15 protein-coding genes are annotated in these 14,802 nt (G+C 69.5%); 11 read left to right on the top strand and 4 right to left on the bottom strand.

Annotation, left to right across the window (positions count from 1 at the left end; genetic code table 11):
• The first annotated feature begins 32 nt into the window (after positions 1–32).
• The gene (locus ACN27E_RS11900) at positions 33–494 is read left to right on the top strand and encodes a MarR family winged helix-turn-helix transcriptional regulator (protein WP_422749289.1); all 462 of its coding nucleotides are present in this window, start codon (positions 33–35) and stop codon (positions 492–494) included.
• Complete coding sequence (locus ACN27E_RS11895; RefSeq protein WP_422749287.1) at positions 491–913, top strand: organic hydroperoxide resistance protein; 423 nt, start codon at positions 491–493, stop codon at positions 911–913. Before ACN27E_RS11900 ends, ACN27E_RS11895 begins: the two co-directional genes overlap by 4 nt.
• Here the strand turns inward: ACN27E_RS11895 and ACN27E_RS11890 are convergent.
• Both ACN27E_RS11890 and ACN27E_RS11885 read right to left on the bottom strand, forming a co-directional pair.
• Positions 900–1,979 carry a nucleoside hydrolase gene (locus ACN27E_RS11890; RefSeq protein ID WP_422749285.1) on the bottom strand — a complete coding sequence of 360 codons (1,080 nt, stop codon included), beginning with the start codon at positions 1,977–1,979 and terminating at the stop codon, positions 900–902. The two genes, ACN27E_RS11895 and ACN27E_RS11890, sit on opposite strands and share 14 nt — an antisense overlap.
• 15 nt (positions 1,980–1,994) lie before the next feature.
• The gene (locus ACN27E_RS11885; RefSeq protein WP_422749284.1) at positions 1,995–2,414 is read right to left on the bottom strand and encodes a MarR family winged helix-turn-helix transcriptional regulator; all 420 of its coding nucleotides are present in this window, start codon (positions 2,412–2,414) and stop codon (positions 1,995–1,997) included.
• A gap of 76 nt (positions 2,415–2,490) precedes the next feature.
• On the opposite strand from ACN27E_RS11885, the gene ACN27E_RS11880 reads away from it, so the two are divergent.
• Genes ACN27E_RS11880 through ACN27E_RS11870 form a run of 3 tightly spaced genes read left to right on the top strand, consistent with a single transcriptional unit; the run spans position 2,491 to position 7,639 of the window.
• A complete protein-coding gene (locus ACN27E_RS11880; protein WP_422749282.1) occupies positions 2,491–3,360 on the top strand; it encodes a MaoC/PaaZ C-terminal domain-containing protein in 870 nt (289 codons plus the stop codon).
• A gap of 49 nt (positions 3,361–3,409) precedes the next feature.
• Positions 3,410–4,297, top strand: coding sequence for a universal stress protein (locus ACN27E_RS11875; protein WP_422749280.1), 888 nt, complete (start codon positions 3,410–3,412; stop codon positions 4,295–4,297).
• Between the two features lie 45 nt (positions 4,298–4,342).
• Positions 4,343–7,639: an error-prone DNA polymerase gene (locus tag ACN27E_RS11870; protein WP_422749278.1), complete on the top strand. Its 3,297-nt coding sequence runs from the start codon at positions 4,343–4,345 to the stop codon at positions 7,637–7,639.
• 6 nt (positions 7,640–7,645) lie between these two features.
• Here the strand turns inward: ACN27E_RS11870 and ACN27E_RS11865 are convergent, their stop codons facing one another.
• Positions 7,646–8,056, bottom strand: a complete 411-nt coding sequence (locus tag ACN27E_RS11865) for a TIGR03667 family PPOX class F420-dependent oxidoreductase (protein ID WP_422749276.1) — start codon at positions 8,054–8,056, stop codon at positions 7,646–7,648.
• A 23-nt stretch (positions 8,057–8,079) separates the two neighbouring features.
• Between ACN27E_RS11865 and ACN27E_RS11860 the strand changes: the two genes are divergently transcribed.
• Together ACN27E_RS11860 and ACN27E_RS11855 are read left to right on the top strand one after the other, a co-directional pair.
• Entirely contained in the window at positions 8,080–8,721 is a 642-nt protein-coding gene (locus ACN27E_RS11860; protein WP_422749275.1) for a nitroreductase family protein, read from the top strand.
• A 76-nt stretch (positions 8,722–8,797) separates the two neighbouring features.
• Positions 8,798–10,456, top strand: a complete 1,659-nt coding sequence (locus ACN27E_RS11855; RefSeq protein WP_422749273.1) for an EAL domain-containing protein — start codon at positions 8,798–8,800, stop codon at positions 10,454–10,456.
• On the opposite strand, the gene ACN27E_RS11850 is transcribed toward ACN27E_RS11855, so the two are convergent.
• Entirely contained in the window at positions 10,440–10,904 is a 465-nt protein-coding gene (locus tag ACN27E_RS11850; RefSeq protein WP_422749272.1) for a tRNA (cytidine(34)-2'-O)-methyltransferase, read from the bottom strand. The two genes, ACN27E_RS11855 and ACN27E_RS11850, sit on opposite strands and share 17 nt — an antisense overlap.
• A 200-nt stretch (positions 10,905–11,104) precedes the next feature.
• Between ACN27E_RS11850 and ACN27E_RS11845 the strand changes: the two genes are divergently transcribed.
• From ACN27E_RS11845 to ACN27E_RS11830, 4 genes are read left to right on the top strand one after another with little or no spacing between them, the layout of a single operon-like run.
• On the top strand, positions 11,105–13,456 hold the full coding sequence (locus tag ACN27E_RS11845) for an ATP-binding protein (protein ID WP_422749270.1): 2,352 nt from the start codon (positions 11,105–11,107) through the stop codon (positions 13,454–13,456).
• The gene (locus ACN27E_RS11840) at positions 13,453–13,869 is read left to right on the top strand and encodes a roadblock/LC7 domain-containing protein (protein WP_422749268.1); all 417 of its coding nucleotides are present in this window, start codon (positions 13,453–13,455) and stop codon (positions 13,867–13,869) included. Before ACN27E_RS11845 ends, ACN27E_RS11840 begins: the two co-directional genes overlap by 4 nt.
• A gap of 7 nt (positions 13,870–13,876) precedes the next feature.
• Positions 13,877–14,239 carry a DUF742 domain-containing protein gene (locus ACN27E_RS11835; RefSeq protein ID WP_422749266.1) on the top strand — a complete coding sequence of 121 codons (363 nt, stop codon included), beginning with the start codon at positions 13,877–13,879 and terminating at the stop codon, positions 14,237–14,239.
• Complete coding sequence (locus tag ACN27E_RS11830; protein ID WP_422749265.1) at positions 14,220–14,801, top strand: GTP-binding protein; 582 nt, start codon at positions 14,220–14,222, stop codon at positions 14,799–14,801. Before ACN27E_RS11835 ends, ACN27E_RS11830 begins: the two co-directional genes overlap by 20 nt.
• Position 14,802 lies beyond the last annotated feature (1 nt).

The following is a 14,802-nucleotide window of genomic DNA, read 5'->3' as shown; positions in this document are numbered from 1 at the left end:
TGCACAACTTAATTGTGCACTACTTTGATGATATGGCCGCACTCCGCCTCGATCAGCACCTGTGTTTCGCGCTGTACTCGGCGACGCGTGCCATGACGGCGGCCTACCGGCCGGTGCTCACCGAACTCAACCTCACCTATCCGCAGTACTTGGTGTTACTGGTGCTGTGGGAGGAGGGAGCGGTGACGGTGAGCCGGCTCGGTGAGCGGCTGCAGCTGGATTCGGGCACCCTCTCGCCCCTGCTGAAGCGCTTGGAAGCCAACGGGGTTCTGCAGCGCCGACGCTCCCGCACTGACGAGCGGCAGGTCGAGGTCGTGCTCACCGAATCCGGCCGCGCGCTCGAGGAGCGTGCGCAATGCATCCCCGAGCAGCTCTTCGCCGCCACCGGCCTGTCGGTCGACGACGCCGAGCGGCTGCGCGACGCCGTCCGGCAGTTGAGCGACGCGCTCACCGCCTCTGCGCACCATCGGCACAATCGGAAGGAATCGACATGAAGGCGCTCTACACCGCAGAAGCCCTGGCGACCGGCGAGGGACGCGACGGCCACGGCCGCAGCTCCGACGGTCGCCTCGACTTCGACCTGGCCATCCCCACGGAGATGGGCGGAAGTGGCGACGGCACCAATCCCGAACAGCTCTTCGCCGTCGGCTACGCCGCCTGTTTCCACTCGGCGCTGCGGCTGGTGGCCCGGCAGGAGAACGCCGACGTCTCCGACTCTTCGGTCGGTGCCCGGGTGTCGATCGGTCAGCTCGACAACGGCGGCTTCGGACTGGCGGTGGAGCTGGAGGTCACACTGCCCAATGTCGACGAGCAGACCGCGCGACAGCTCGCGGACAAGGCGCATCAGGTGTGTCCGTACTCCAATGCGACGCGCGGGAACATCGATGTGACGGTGAACGTCACCGACGACTGATCGCCTCGCCGATCTCCCGGGCGAAGGGTCCGACGCGGGCGGTGAAGCGGTCGAAGAACGCGGCGGGGACACCGCCGGTCGGATCGCCGACACCGACGAGGGCGTTGGGCTCGCGGCCCCATCGGCCGTTCCAGTCGGCGATCGTCATACCGCGGGTGAGCGTGCCGGTCAGCTCGACATCGACCGTCGCGGGCCGGTAGCGCACCAGATCCGGATCCAGGGCGACTGCCGCGGCCAGCGGATCGTGTAAATGCGCGAGGAAGCCTTCGCCCTGGTCGAAGTGGAATTCGAAGTAGAACCGCATCGCGTCTTCCAGCACGCGGATCAGCGGATTGCTCGCCGTCGACCGGGTGCCGCGGCTGTCGAGCACGCTCATCGGCGTCGTCGTCGACCCGGCCGCGTCGGCGAGCCGAGCAAGCAAGGCCGGTGTCATGGCGATGTTCTCGGTCAGGTTGAGGCCCAGCACCATCGGTGCGCTGGCCGCACCCCGCTCCGGACTCCAGGCCGCGAACACCTCGGCGGCGGCCTCCGGGTCCACGCTGATATTCCACTCGGCGACGGCGGTGGTGTTGCCGCGGTAGTCGAAGGCGCCGCCCATGATGACCAGGCGGCGCAGCAGGCTCGGCAGCGTGGGTTCGGCCCGCACCGCCAGCGCCAGATTGGTCAGCGGACCGACCGCCACACCGACCAGCTCACCGGGGTGGGCGTGGGCTGCGCGGATCCACGCCTGGGCCGCATCGTGGTCGGTGAGCCCGAGGGTGGCGGCCGGCATCCGGGCGTAACCCAACCCTTCGGGTCCGTGGGTGTCCTCGGCGGTCCGCAGCGGCGAGGCGACCGGACCGTCGGCGCCGCGCGACACCGGGACGTCGGTGATCCCGCACAGTTCGAGCAGCGCCAGATTGTTGGCGCACACCTGGTCGACATTGACGTTGCCTGCGGTCGAGGCGATCCCCACCAGCTCGGCATCGACACTGGCGAGCAGATACACCAGCGCCATCGCATCGTCGACCCCGGTGTCCACATCGGCGAAAACCGGTATCCGCCGAGAGATTTCGTCGCCCGCCATGGCGCAGACGATACGTCAGTCCGCGCTGGGCTTCGTCGGGCCCAGCGCGGACAGCGTCTCCCGCTGCGCGTCGGTCAGATTCGCCAAACCGAAGCCGACCTCCGCCAGCGCGGTGGTCACGGTGGCGGTCAGCTCGCGTCCCTCGTCGGTGATGGCGACCACGATCGCGCGGCGGTCCTGGTGATGGGTGCCGCGCTGTATCAGGCCGCGCAGTCCCAGCCGTTCGGTGGCGATGCTGACCGTGGTCGCATGGACCGACAGCTCCCGGGCCAGCTCGCTGAGCAGACAGTCGCCGGCGCCGCGGGACAGCAGCTGCTGCAGGATCTCGTAGTCGATGAGCCGAAGTCCGAAACCGTTCTTGAGCTCGATGTCCAGCAGCGCCGTCATCGTCCGGTGCAGCAGCAGGACCGAACGCATCGCGCGTGGGTCGGCCATGGGTGTACCGATAGCCCGAATCCGGCGGCCTAATCCCCGAGGATAAGGTCCGATCCACGCCACGAAGGGAGTGTCCATGCCGATCAAACCCGATGCCGTCGGTGCGACGTCCGAGCCGCGGATCTACGAATGGACCGATCGTGAGACCCTGCTCTACGCCCTCGGTGTCGGAGCCGGCACCGCCGATCTCGCGTTCACCACCGAGAACAGCCACGACATCGACCAGCAGGTGCTGCCCACCTACGCCGTGATCGCCAGCCCCGCCTGGGGTGCGGTCGGCGCGGTCGGCTCGTTCAACTTCAGCCAGTTGCTGCACGGGTCCCAGCAGGTCCGGCTGTTCGCGCCGCTGCCCGCGGCGGGCCGGCTCTCGGTGGTGTCCGAGGTGGTCGACATCCAGGACAAGGGCGAGGGACGCAACGCGATCCTGGTGTTCAAGGGCACCGGCAGCGATCCCGACACCGGTGAGGTGCTGGCCGAGACGGTGTCGACCGCCGTGATTCGCGGCGAGGGGGGCTTCGGGGGGCAGCCCGGGTCACGCCCGGCGGCTCCCGAGATCCCCGACCGGGACCCCGACGCCCGGATCGCGCTGCCGACCCGCGAAGACCAGGCCCTGATCTATCGGTTGTCCGGGGACCGCAATCCGCTGCACAGCGATCCGTGGTTCGCCCGCGAGCTCGCCGGTTTTCCCCGCCCGATCCTGCACGGGCTGTGCACCTACGGGGTGGCCGGCCGCGCGCTGGTCGCCGAGCTCGGCGGCGGTGATGCCACCAGGATCACCGCCATCGGCGCCCGGTTCACCTCCCCGGTGTTCCCGGGGGAGACCCTGACCACCTCGATCTGGCGCACGACCGACGGCGCCGCAGTGTTCCGGACCGAGGCTGCGGCGCCCGACGGTTCGGATGCGCGGCCGGTGCTCGAGGACGGGACCGCCGAATACCGCGGGTGATTTCGGTGAAGCCGGGGTGCGCCGGGCCGGAGGTTGGCAGGATTCGACCATGAGATTGGTCGTCGGCTTCCTCGCCACCCCGGGCGGTGCGGACGCCCTGGCGCTGGGCGTCCGCCTGGCGCGGACGCTGGGCGCGACACTCGAAGTGTGTATCGTTCTGCCGCCGGAACGCCTGCTGCGCACGGTGGTGCCGCCGGAGGGCTATGACGAACTGCTCGCCGAGCAGGCCCGGGGGTGGCTCACCGAGGCGTTGGCGACGGTGCCCGACGACGTGACGGCCCACAGCCACGTCACGTTCGACGACTCCTTCGCCGAGGGCATCATTCGCGAGACGATGCGTCTGGAGGCCGACGCCATCGTCGTCGGCGGCTCCGGTGGCGGTCTGGCGGGCAGCTACTCGCTGGGCAGCGTGGTCAACGAACTCCTGCACTCCGCGCCGGTGCCGGTCGCGGTGGCCCCGCGCGGGCTGCGTGAATCGCCGGTCACCAAGGTCCGGGAGGTCACCTGCGCGATCGGCCGGCGCGAGGGTGCGGATCTGCTGCTCGACTTCGCCGTCCGGTTCAGCGGATCGGCGGGCACTCCGCTGCGGCTGGTGTCCCTGGTGGCCCTCGACCCGGCGTTCGGCACCCTGCGTGGTGACGTCGACGCGGTCCATCAGCAGGCGCTCGAGCATGCCCACCGTACCCTCGAGGCCGCCAAACGCGATCTGCCCGAAGGGTTCCCGGTGACCTCGACGGTGGTCGACGGGTCGACGGTCGAGGCGGCGGTCGGCCGGCTCGAGTGGCACGACGGTGACGTGATCATGGTGGGTTCCAGCCGGCTCAGTGCGCCGAGGCGGCTCTTTCTCGGCTCCACGGCGGCCAAGATGTTGCGGGTGCTCGACGTGCCGATGGTGGTGGTGCCGCGCGACCAACTCACCCGCGACGATCTGCCCTGACCCGCGGCCTCGCCTTTTCGAACGCAAGTTCGATACACTGGCGCGGTGAGCTTCTCCAACGGCGCCACCTGGCCGGAGATCGAGCGGGTGCTCACCGGCAAGCCGCGTCGGGCCGGGGCATCGCTGGCCGAACCCCACGGCGATGGTGGCGTCAGCCCGGCCTGGTCCCGGAAACGCGGCGTCTACCAGCCGCCCGCGCTGCCGCGCGCTGATTCGGCGACCATCCCGTACGCCGAGTTGCACACCCACTCGGCGTACAGCTTCCTCGACGGGGCGAGCACTCCGGAGGAACTCGTCGAAGAGGCGGCCCGGCTGGGCCTGCGTGCCATCGCCCTGACCGATCACGACGGGCTCTACGGTGTGGTGCGGTTCGCCGAGGCGGCGAGGGAACTCGACGTCCGCACGGTGTTCGGGGCGGAGCTCTCGCTGGGTGACACCGCCCGCACCGAGGTGCCCGACCCGCCCGGCCCCCACCTGCTGGTGCTGGCCCGTGGGCCGGAGGGGTACCGCCGGCTGTCCCGAGAGATCGCTCGCGCGCACCTGGCCGGCGGGGAGAAGGGAAAACCCCGCTATGACTACGACGCACTCACCGAGGCCGCTGGCGGCCACTGGCAGATCCTCACCGGGTGTCGCAAAGGTCATGTCCGGCAAGCTCTTTCGGTGGAAGGCCCGGAATCGGCGGAACGCGCACTCGCCGATCTGGTCGACCGGTTCGGCCGCGACCGGGTCACCGTGGAGCTGACCTGTCACGGCCACCCCCTCGACGACGAACACAACGCCGTGCTGGCCGGGCTGGCGGCGCGTTTCGGTCTCGCGGTGGTGGCCACCACCGCGGCGCATTTCGCCGAACCGTCGCGCGGCCGGCTGGCGATGGCCATGGGGGCGATCCGGGCCCGCCACTCGATCGACGAGGCGGCCGGGTATCTCGCCCCGCTGGGCGGGTCCCATCTGCGATCGGGCCGGGAAATGGCTCAGCTGTTCGCCCACTGTCCCGAGGTGGTCACCGCCGCAGCCGAACTCGGGGAGCAGTGCGCATTCGGCCTGGCGCTGATCGCCCCGAAGCTGCCGCCGTACCCAGATGTACCGCCCGGTGAAACCGAGGACAGCTGGTTGCGGCACCTGGTGATGACCGGCGCCTGGGACCGGTACGGCCCACCGGAGCGGGCGCCGCAGGCCTATGCCCAGATCGAACACGAGTTGCGGGTCATCGAGAAGCTCACCTTTCCCGGCTACTTCCTCGTGGTCCACGACATCACGCGGTTCTGCAAGGAGAACAACATCCTGTCGCAGGGCCGGGGGTCGGCGGCCAACTCCGCGGTCTGTTACGCACTCGGTGTCACCAACGTCGACCCGATCGCCAATGAGCTGCTGTTCGAACGGTTTCTCTCGCCGGCCCGCGACGGTCCACCCGATATCGACATCGACATCGAATCGGATCTGCGTGAGGAGGCCATCCAGTACGTCTACCGCCGCTACGGCCGGGACTACGCCGCCCAGGTGGCCAATGTGATCACCTATCGCGGTCGCAGCGCGATCCGCGATATGGCCCGCGCTCTCGGTTTCTCCCAAGGACAGCAGGACGCCTGGAGTAAGCAGCTCAGTAAATGGAACGGGCTGGCCGATTCCCCGGACGTCGAGGGTATCCCCGAGCCGGTGGTCGACCTGGCGCTGCAGATCTCGAACCTGCCCCGCCACATGGGGATTCACTCGGGCGGCATGGTGATCTGCGACCGGCCGATCGCCGACGTGTGTCCAGTGGAGTGGGCGCGGATGGAGAACCGCAGCGTGCTGCAGTGGGACAAGGACGACTGTGCGGCCATCGGGCTGGTCAAATTCGACATGCTGGGTCTGGGCATGCTCTCCGCACTGCACTACTGCATCGACCTGGTGGCCGAACACAAGGGGATCGACGTCGACCTGTCGAAGCTCGACCTGTCCGAAGCGGGCGTGTACGAGATGCTGCAGAAGGCCGACTCGGTCGGGGTGTTCCAGGTCGAGTCCCGCGCGCAGATGGCCACCTTGCCGCGGCTCAAGCCGCGGGTGTTCTACGACCTGGTGGTCGAGGTCGCCCTGATCCGGCCCGGACCCATCCAGGGCGGGTCGGTGCACCCCTACATCAAGCGCCGCAACGGGGAGGAGGAGGTCACCTACGACCACCCCTCGATGGAGTCCGCACTGCGCAAGACCCTCGGGGTGCCGCTGTTCCAGGAGCAGCTGATGCAGCTGGCGGTCGACTGCGCGGGATTCACCGCGGCCGAGGCCGACCAGCTGCGCCGGGCCATGGGCTCCAAGCGATCGACCGAGAAGATGCGCCGGCTGCGCGGCCGGTTCTACGACGGTATGCGCAGCCGGCACGGCATCACCGGCGAGATCGCCGACCGGATCTACGACAAGCTTGAGGCCTTCGCGAATTTCGGCTTCCCCGAGAGTCATTCGCTGAGCTTCGCCTCGCTGGTGTTCTATTCGTCCTGGTTCAAACTGCACCACCCGGCCGCGTTCTGCGCCGCACTGCTGCGGGCCCAGCCGATGGGGTTCTACTCACCGCAGTCGCTGGTCGCCGACGCGCGCCGCCACGGCGTCCTCGTGCACGGCCCTGACGTCAACGCCAGCCTGGCCCACGCCACGCTCGAGAATGCGGGCACCGAGGTGCGGCTGGGGCTCGGTGCGGTCCGCCACATCGGCGATGCCCTGGCCGAACGCCTGGTCGACGAGCGAATGGCCAACGGCCTGTTCCTGTCTCTGCTGGATCTGACCGGACGCGTCCAGTTGTCGGTACCGCAGACCGAGGCGTTGGCCACGGCCGGGGCGCTGGGCTGCTTCGGCATCACCCGTCGCGAGGGGCTGTGGGCGGCAGGCGCGGCCGCCGCCGAACGCCCGGATCGGCTGCCCGGGGTCGGCTCGGCGGGCGGGGTTCCGGCGCTGCCCGGGATGAGTGAACTGGAGCTGGCCGCCGCCGACGTATGGGCCACCGGGGTGTCGCCGGACAGCTATCCCACCCAGTTCCTGCGCGCGGACCTCGACGCGATGGGCGTCGTGCCGGCCGCCCGGTTGCTCGACGTGCCCGACGGCACCCGGGTGCTGGTGGCCGGGGCGGTGACCCACCGGCAACGCCCGGCGACCGCACAGGGGGTGACGTTCATCAACCTGGAGGACGAGACGGGCATGGTCAACGTGCTGTGCACCCCGCAGCTGTGGTCGCGGCACCGCCGGCTGGCCCAGACCGCGTCGGCCATGGTGATCCGCGGCATCGTGCAGAACGCCACCGGCGCGGTCACCGTCATCGCCGACCGGCTGGGCACGCTGAACATGCGGGTGGGCTCGACGTCGCGCGACTTCAGGTGAGCCCCGCTACGGGGTCGGTGTCGTCCACACCTTGTCGATGCTGATCTTCATCCGAGTGCTGTAGTCGCCCATGACGTCGGTGAGGCCCGCATGTTCGGCGTCGCCGGAGAACTTCTGCCAGTACGGGGCGTCGTCGCGGCAGTCCACCCCCTCGGCGTCGATGCGGGCCCGCCCGCCGACGACGATGATCCCGCCGCCCTGACCGTCGGAATCCAGATTCAGGCTGACCTGCGGGTGATTCCGGACGTGGCGGACCTTCGCGGCGTCGGGATGGGTGTAGACGATCAGTTCGGATCCGTCGTAGAAGAACCACACCAACCGGGGCACCGGCTGCCCGGACCGGGCGACGGTGGTGAGCCAGCCGAAGTGGTCGGCTTCGAGCCTGCTGGTGACTTCGCGCGTGAGATCGGCGGCCATGGCAGCGAATGTAGTCTCCGGTCATGACCCTCAACCTGACTGTCGATGAACTCCTGACCACCACGCGCTCGGTCCGCAAACGGCTGGACTTCGACACACCGGTTCCGCGCGAGATCCTGATGGAGTGCCTGGAGATCGCGCTGCAGGCCCCCACCGGATCCAACGCCCAGGGATGGCAGTGGGTTTTCGTCGAGGATCCCGCCAAGAAGCGGGCCCTGGCCGACATCTACGCCGCGAACGCCACCCCGTATCTGGACCTGCCCAAGCCGCAGCGCGGCGACATCCGTGACGAACAGATGGATGCGGTCATGAGTTCCGCCAAATACCTCAACGAGCACTTCCACGAGGCGCCGGTGCTGATGATCCCGTGTCTGGAGGGCCGCCCCGACGGCGCACCCGCCGGTATGACCGCGTCGTACTGGGGGTCGCTGCTGCCCGCGGTCTGGAGCTTCATGCTCGCGCTGCGCTCCCGGGGCCTCGGCTCGGCCTGGACGACTCTGCATCTGATGGGTGACGGGGAGAAGCAGGCGGCCGAACTGCTCGGCATCCCGTTCGAGTCCTACGCCCAGGGCGGCCTCTTCCCGATCGCCTACACCAAGGGCACCGACTTCAAGAAGGCCAAGCGGCTGCCGGCCGCGCAGCTCAGTCACTGGGATTCCTGGTGAGCTGACCTCGGACCATTCGGTGACGGCGCGCCCGTTTCGGGGCTGATTCGCTGGTCGGCCGCATTATCCTTACGCCATGAGTGTCGATGAGGCAGATGCGGGGGCCGTCCGCGACGGTGCCACCATCGACCTCATCCACAATCTGCTGAGCTTCCTGCGTCACCGGCTGGACCTCGACACCGCCTGGCTGTCGTCGTTCCGCGACGGGATGCAGGTCTTCGAGGCGGTCGACGGAAACCACCAGACGCTCGGGATCTCGGCCGGTGACCGGTCACCGCTGTCCGGGTCGTACTGCGTGCGGGTGATCGACGGGCGGCTACCCGGTGTCATCGCGGACACCTCAGCCAACCCGATCACCGCCCAGCTCCCGATCACGAGCGAGTGGAATCTCGGTGCGTACGTCGGGGTGCCCGTTCCCGGTCCGGACGGGGCGACCGTGGGCATGCTGTGCGCGGTCAGCGACCGGCCCAAACCGCATCTCGTCGACGCCGATCTGCGCATCGCCACCCAGGTCGCCGACCTCGTCGGAACCCTGATGCACACAACCGAATCCGATCTCGACCCCACCGCCGACCAGCGCAACGCCATCCGTCGGGTCGTCGAAGAGCGTGACTTCGAGGTGGTCTTCCAGGCCGTGCACGACGTCACGAGCGGAAAGGTGGTCGGTGTCGAGGCGCTGGCCCGCTTCCCCTGCGAACCGTTCCGCCCGGATCTGTTCTTCGAGCAGGCCGGTTCCCTGGGGTTGGGGGTGGAACTGGAGATCGCGATCGTCGAGCGGGTCGTGTCGCTGATGCCTCAATTGCCCGGCGATGTGTTCGTGGCGGTCAACATCTCGCCGGCGGGTGCACTCAAGGCCCACTGGGCCCGGCTGCTCGCCGACATCGATCCAGCGCGGCTGGTCCTGGAGATCACCGAACACGACGCCGTGCCCAACTACGGCGCACTGGACGACGTCCTGGAGAGTTGCCGCACCCTGGGTATGCGGGTCGCCGTCGACGACGTGGGCGCGGGGTTCGCCTCCTTCTCCCACGTCCTGGAGTTGGCGCCGGACTTTGTGAAGATCGACAAGTCGATCACCCGCAACATCGACGTCGACGACGCCCGCAGGCGGTTGGCACAGGCGATCGCCGAGTTCTCCGGTCAGATCGGCGCGACCGCGATCGCCGAGGGGGTGGAGACCCAGGGCGAGCTCGATGCCGTGCACGCCGCCGGCATCAGCTGGGCGCAGGGCTACTTCCTGGGCCGGCCGAAGCCACACGTACACGGCTTCCCCGAGGCGGCTGTCGGCCCGGCACCGGCCGACGCAACCCCCGCCGACGTCGATCTGCTGGGGGAGCGCCGCTTCGAACTGGCGCTGGCCCATTCGCCCATCGGCATGGCCGTCGTCGGACTCGACGGAAAGTTCCTGCGCACCAACCGCGCGCTGCGCTCGATGGTGGGTTACAGCCGGCGCGATCTGGCCAACCGCACCTTCCAGGACCTCACCCACCCCGAGGACCTCGAGACCGACGTGGCGCTGATGAACGAATGCCTGGAGGGCCGCAGGCGCTCCTATCGCATCGACAAGCGCTACATCACCGCCGACGGACGCGTGGTGTGGGGCGCGCTGACCGTCGTGCTGGTGCGCGCGCCCCGCGACCAGCCGCGCTGCTTCGTCTCCCAGATCGTCGACATCACCGTCGACCGCACCCGCGAGCCCGAGCCGGCCCGCCGAGAGGTCACACCGCTCCCGTGAAGCCGTGCTGGCGCCACGCTTCGTACACCGCGACCGCGGCGGCATTGGACAGATTCAGCGACCGCCGCCCGGCGAGCATGGGGATCCGGACCTGTTCGGTGATGTGTGGATCGGCCAGCGTCTCGGCGGCCAGGCCCGTCGGCTCGGGTCCGAACAGCAGCACGTCGCCGGGCTGGTAGGCCACGTCGGCGAACGACGATGTCGCATGCGCGGTGAACGCGTAGACGGTGGACGGTCGCAGCGCGCGCCATGCGGCGCGCAGATCGTCGTGCACCGTCACCGACGCCAAGTCGTGGTAGTCCAGCCCGGCGCGGCGCAGTTTGGGCTCGGACAGGTCGAATCCGAGCGGATGCACGAGGTGCAACTCGCATCCTGTCGCCGCCACCATGCGGATCGCGTTGCCGGTATTGGGGGCGATCCGCGGGGAGTGGAACATCAGCCGGAACATCCGACGATGATGGCAGCGCATCGGTCTGGTCACGAACCGGTCCGCTGTCTGTGACAACCCTGGATAGGTCTCCGCGGGGCTGCCATAATCGGCGGATCTCCACTCCCATCAGGCGTAACACTGCACCGCCCAGTTACCAGCAGCTCGCCGCGCCGGCGTCGCGGAGACGGCCGGCGCGGTGGTCCCCGGCCAATTGGCCGGTGCGCTGGAAGGTGCTCGCCATCGTGGCGGTGCCCCTGCTGTTGGCGGGCATGTTCGGCGGTCTGCGCATCGCCGCCAACGTCTCTGACGCGGCCGACGCGCGGTTGGCCGCTGAGCGCGCAGACCTGATCCCCTCGATCGACGGCCTCCTGGCCGCCGTCGAGGGTGCGGTCTTCACCGGCGACTCGACCGCCGCCGACGTCGCGGCCCGGGCCACGGAACTGCAGCAGCGCCTCGCCGACACCGATGTCGTGCCCGAGGTGGCGCTGGCCGTCAACACCCTGCTGGACCTGGGGCAGGGGCTGACCGAGGAGGTCGACGCCGGGTCGATCGATCTGCGCCGGCGAGTCACGAGCTACGCGCCGCTGCTGCTGACCGCGGAAACGGCGGTGACCGGCTCCACCCGCTCGGATTCCCGGGACGTCGCGCTGCGCGCCGAGGCGCTCGCCCAGGCGCTCGCGGCGCGCGGGCAGATGGCGATGCAGTCGATGCTGGTGACCCGCGGCGCGGAACTGCAAGAGCCGGTGCTGCGCAGCGCACTGGTCGCCCTGGCCGGCGCCGAACCCTCGACGGTCTCGGGAATGGCCGAGCTGCTGGGCGGCGCCTCGACCGAGACCGCCGACCTGCGTCGCGCGATGTTCGACCGGCGGGCGCTGATCGCCGATCCGGCGGCGGCGCTGGTCGGCAACCCGGAGCTGCTGGCGACGCAGCAGGTGACCGCCGGGATCGCCGAAAGGCTCATCGCCGACAACGTCGAGGCGATTCCGGCGGCGGTGGCCGCCTCGGCGGACGCGGCGCGGGGTATGGCAATCCGCGACACGGTGATCGTCGTCGCCGTGTTCCTGGTCGCGCTGGCCATCGTGGTGCTGGTGGCCCGGTCGCTGGTCCGGCCGCTGCGCCGGTTACGCGACAGCGCGCTGCGGGTGGCTCACCAGGATCTGGCCCGGGAGGTCGAGCAGGTGCGCGCAGGCGCCGACCCGGGGCCCGTCACCCCGATCCCGGTGCACACCTCCGAGGAGATCGGTCAGGTCGCGCACGCGGTCGACGAACTGCACGAGCAGGCGGTACTGCTGGCCGCCGAACAATCCCGGCTGCAGCTGCAGGTCGGCGACATGTTCGAGACACTGTCACGGCGCAGCCGGTCCCTGGTCGATCAGCAGCTCGCGCTGATCGATGAGCTCGAGCGCGCCGAGGACGATCCCGACCGGTTGCAGAGTCTGTTCCAGCTCGACCATCTCGCCGCTCGAATGCGGCGCAACGGCGCCAATCTGCTGGTGCTCTCGGGCGCCCGCATACCGCGCGAGCGGGCCGAGGCGATGCCGGTGACGGGGATCGTCAACGGCGCGGCCTCCGAGGTGGAGGATTACCAGCGGGTGGTCACCGGGGCGGTGCCCGACAGCATGATCGTCGGCTCGGCGGCCGGCGATCTGATCCATCTGCTGGCCGAACTGCTCGACAACGCGCTCCGGCATTCACCACCGGATTCCGCGGTCCGGGTGTCGGCCGCGCCCACCGGCAACGGCGGTCTGGTCATCGAGGTCGGCGACGTCGGTCTCGGCATGGCCGAGGCCGATCTGCGGGTGGCGAACACCCGGCTGCAATCCGGCGGTGAGGTCAATCCCTACACCGCCCGGCACATGGGCCTGTTCGTGGTCGGCCGGCTGGCCGCTCAGCATGGTTTCGTCGTGCGGCTGCGCAGCACGGTCGTCGACGAACCCCATTCCGGGATGACCGCCGGGGTCTATGTGCCCGCCGAACTGGTGGTCCGCGACGAGGTGCCACCGGCACCGCAGTACCACCGGCCGGCGATGATCCCGGCCGCACCGCAGCCCGCCTCACCCCCGGTCGGCGGCCCCGCTGGGGAGCCGGGAGATGTTCTGCCGCAACGTCATCCCGGTGCCAGCGGCTTCACCGCGGCGGCCCCCGTTTCGGTACCCGATCCCGAGCCCGCCGCCGAGCCGGCACCGCCGGTGAGTGCCACCGCGGGCTCGGACGATGCGATCTACCAGTCGATGCTCTCGGAGTGGCTGATCGATCCGACCGAACTGGGCAACAGCACCGACCTGGACTGGAAGTCGGTGTGGGACCACGGATGGTCGGCCGCGGCGGCGGCCGAGGAGGCACCGGTGCGCGAGATCACCGAAGAAGGTCTGCCGATGCGCGAGCCCGGGGCCCGGCTGGTTCCCGGCAGCGGTGATGAGCCCGACGACGGTCCGGAGGGCGGGGTAGCATCGCCACCGCCGCCCAGACGCGATCCGCAGGCCGTCCGGGCCAGCATCAGCAGCCACTTCGGCGGGGTGCACGCGGGGCGGGCGCACGCACGAGAGACCGGGGGGACCGACCGCGAATGACCTATCCGGCACCTTCGACGCAGCGCGAATCGCTCGACTGGCTGGTCTCCCGGTTCGCCCGCGACGTGTCCGGGGTCTCTCATGCGGTACTGGTCTCCGCGGACGGTCTGTTGATGGCCGCCAGCGAGCACATGCCGGTCGAACGGGCTGACCAACTCGCCGCCGTCGCCTCCGGCCTGGCGAGTCTGTCGACCGGTGCCGCGCAGCTCTTCGACGGCGGTTACGTGCTGCAGTCGGTGGTCGAGATGGAACAGGGCTATCTGTTGCTCATGCGGGTGGGCGACGGGTCCAACCTGGCGACGCTGGCCACCCGCTCGTGTGACATCGGCCAGATCGGCTACGAGATGGCGATTCTGGTCGAGCGGGTGGGGACGGTGGTGCAGGCGGGCCGTCGATCCCGTCAGCAGTGGTGAGTGACGGATGGACGACGCGGACGTCGACGCGGAACCGAGCCTGGTCCGCCCCTACACACTGACCGCCGGGCGCACCGAGGCGGGCGTCGATCTTCCCCTGGAAGCGCCGGTGGAGATGTCGCAGACGTGGCAGGGGCCGAGCTGGCCGGCGGGCGACGTCCGCGGCGCGATCGTGGCGCTCTGTGCCGATCGGCCCTCTGTGGCGGAGATCGCGGCAGGTTTGTCGGTGCCTCTCGGCGTGGCGCGCGTGCTCGTAGGAGACCTCGTGGCGCAGGGTTGTCTGCGGGTGCACACCACCCTCGGTGACTCGACCACCGACGAGCGACGCGAACTCATAGGGAGGACACTGCGTGGCCTACGAGCACTTTGACCGGCGCCGGCCGAGCGCCACGAAGATCGTCGTGTCCGGCGGCTTCGGTGCCGGCAAGACGACGTTCGTGGGTGCGGTGTCGGAGATCATGCCGCTGCGTACGGAGGCCCTGGTGACCAATGCGTCCGCCGGCGTCGACGCGCTGCGGACGACGCCGGACAAGCGCACCACCACGGTGGCGATGGACTTCGGACGGATCACCCTGGCCCAGGATCTGGTGCTCTATCTGTTCGGGACGCCCGGTCAGCGCCGGTTCTGGTTCATGTGGGACGACCTGGTGCGCGGTGCGATCGGGGCGATCGTGCTGGTGGATGTGCGGCGGCTGCAGGACAGTTTCGCCGCGATCGACTTCTTCGAGGCCCGCAGGCTGCCGTTCCTGGTGGCGGTCAACGAGTTCGACGGCGCCCCGGTGTATCCCGCCCCGTCGGTGCGTAAAGCGCTGGCCCTGGGCGACCACGTGCCACTGATCAGTGTCGACGCCCGCGACCGACAGTCGGCGAGGAATGCACTCATCACGATCACGGAGTACTCGTTGAACAGCATGTCGACCGCACCGCGCTGAC

The organism is Mycobacterium sp. WMMD1722, assembly GCF_049315205.1.
In the GTDB taxonomy this organism is placed as follows: Bacteria; Actinomycetota; Actinomycetes; order Mycobacteriales; family Mycobacteriaceae; genus Mycobacterium.
The sequence above is the reverse complement of the archived record's forward strand: the minus strand, read 5'-3'. Positions and strand labels throughout refer to the sequence as shown.

What these genes read in the sequence shown, in the direction of transcription:
- ACN27E_RS11900 (WP_422749289.1), top strand. Translation starts at nt 33, where the DNA reads ATGGCCGCACTCCGCCTCGATCAGCACCTGTGTTTCGCGCTGTACTCG.
- ACN27E_RS11895 (WP_422749287.1), top strand. Translation starts at nt 491, where the DNA reads ATGAAGGCGCTCTACACCGCAGAAGCCCTGGCGACCGGCGAGGGACGC.
- ACN27E_RS11890 (WP_422749285.1), bottom strand. Translation starts at nt 1,979, where the DNA reads ATGGCGGGCGACGAAATCTCTCGGCGGATACCGGTTTTCGCCGATGTG.
- ACN27E_RS11885 (WP_422749284.1), bottom strand. Translation starts at nt 2,414, where the DNA reads ATGGCCGACCCACGCGCGATGCGTTCGGTCCTGCTGCTGCACCGGACG.
- ACN27E_RS11880 (WP_422749282.1), top strand. Translation starts at nt 2,491, where the DNA reads ATGCCGATCAAACCCGATGCCGTCGGTGCGACGTCCGAGCCGCGGATC.
- ACN27E_RS11875 (WP_422749280.1), top strand. Translation starts at nt 3,410, where the DNA reads ATGAGATTGGTCGTCGGCTTCCTCGCCACCCCGGGCGGTGCGGACGCC.
- ACN27E_RS11865 (WP_422749276.1), bottom strand. Translation starts at nt 8,056, where the DNA reads ATGGCCGCCGATCTCACGCGCGAAGTCACCAGCAGGCTCGAAGCCGAC.
- ACN27E_RS11860 (WP_422749275.1), top strand. Translation starts at nt 8,080, where the DNA reads ATGACCCTCAACCTGACTGTCGATGAACTCCTGACCACCACGCGCTCG.
- ACN27E_RS11855 (WP_422749273.1), top strand. Translation starts at nt 8,798, where the DNA reads ATGAGTGTCGATGAGGCAGATGCGGGGGCCGTCCGCGACGGTGCCACC.
- ACN27E_RS11850 (WP_422749272.1), bottom strand. Translation starts at nt 10,904, where the DNA reads ATGTTCCGGCTGATGTTCCACTCCCCGCGGATCGCCCCCAATACCGGC.
- ACN27E_RS11840 (WP_422749268.1), top strand. Translation starts at nt 13,453, where the DNA reads ATGACCTATCCGGCACCTTCGACGCAGCGCGAATCGCTCGACTGGCTG.
- ACN27E_RS11835 (WP_422749266.1), top strand. Translation starts at nt 13,877, where the DNA reads ATGGACGACGCGGACGTCGACGCGGAACCGAGCCTGGTCCGCCCCTAC.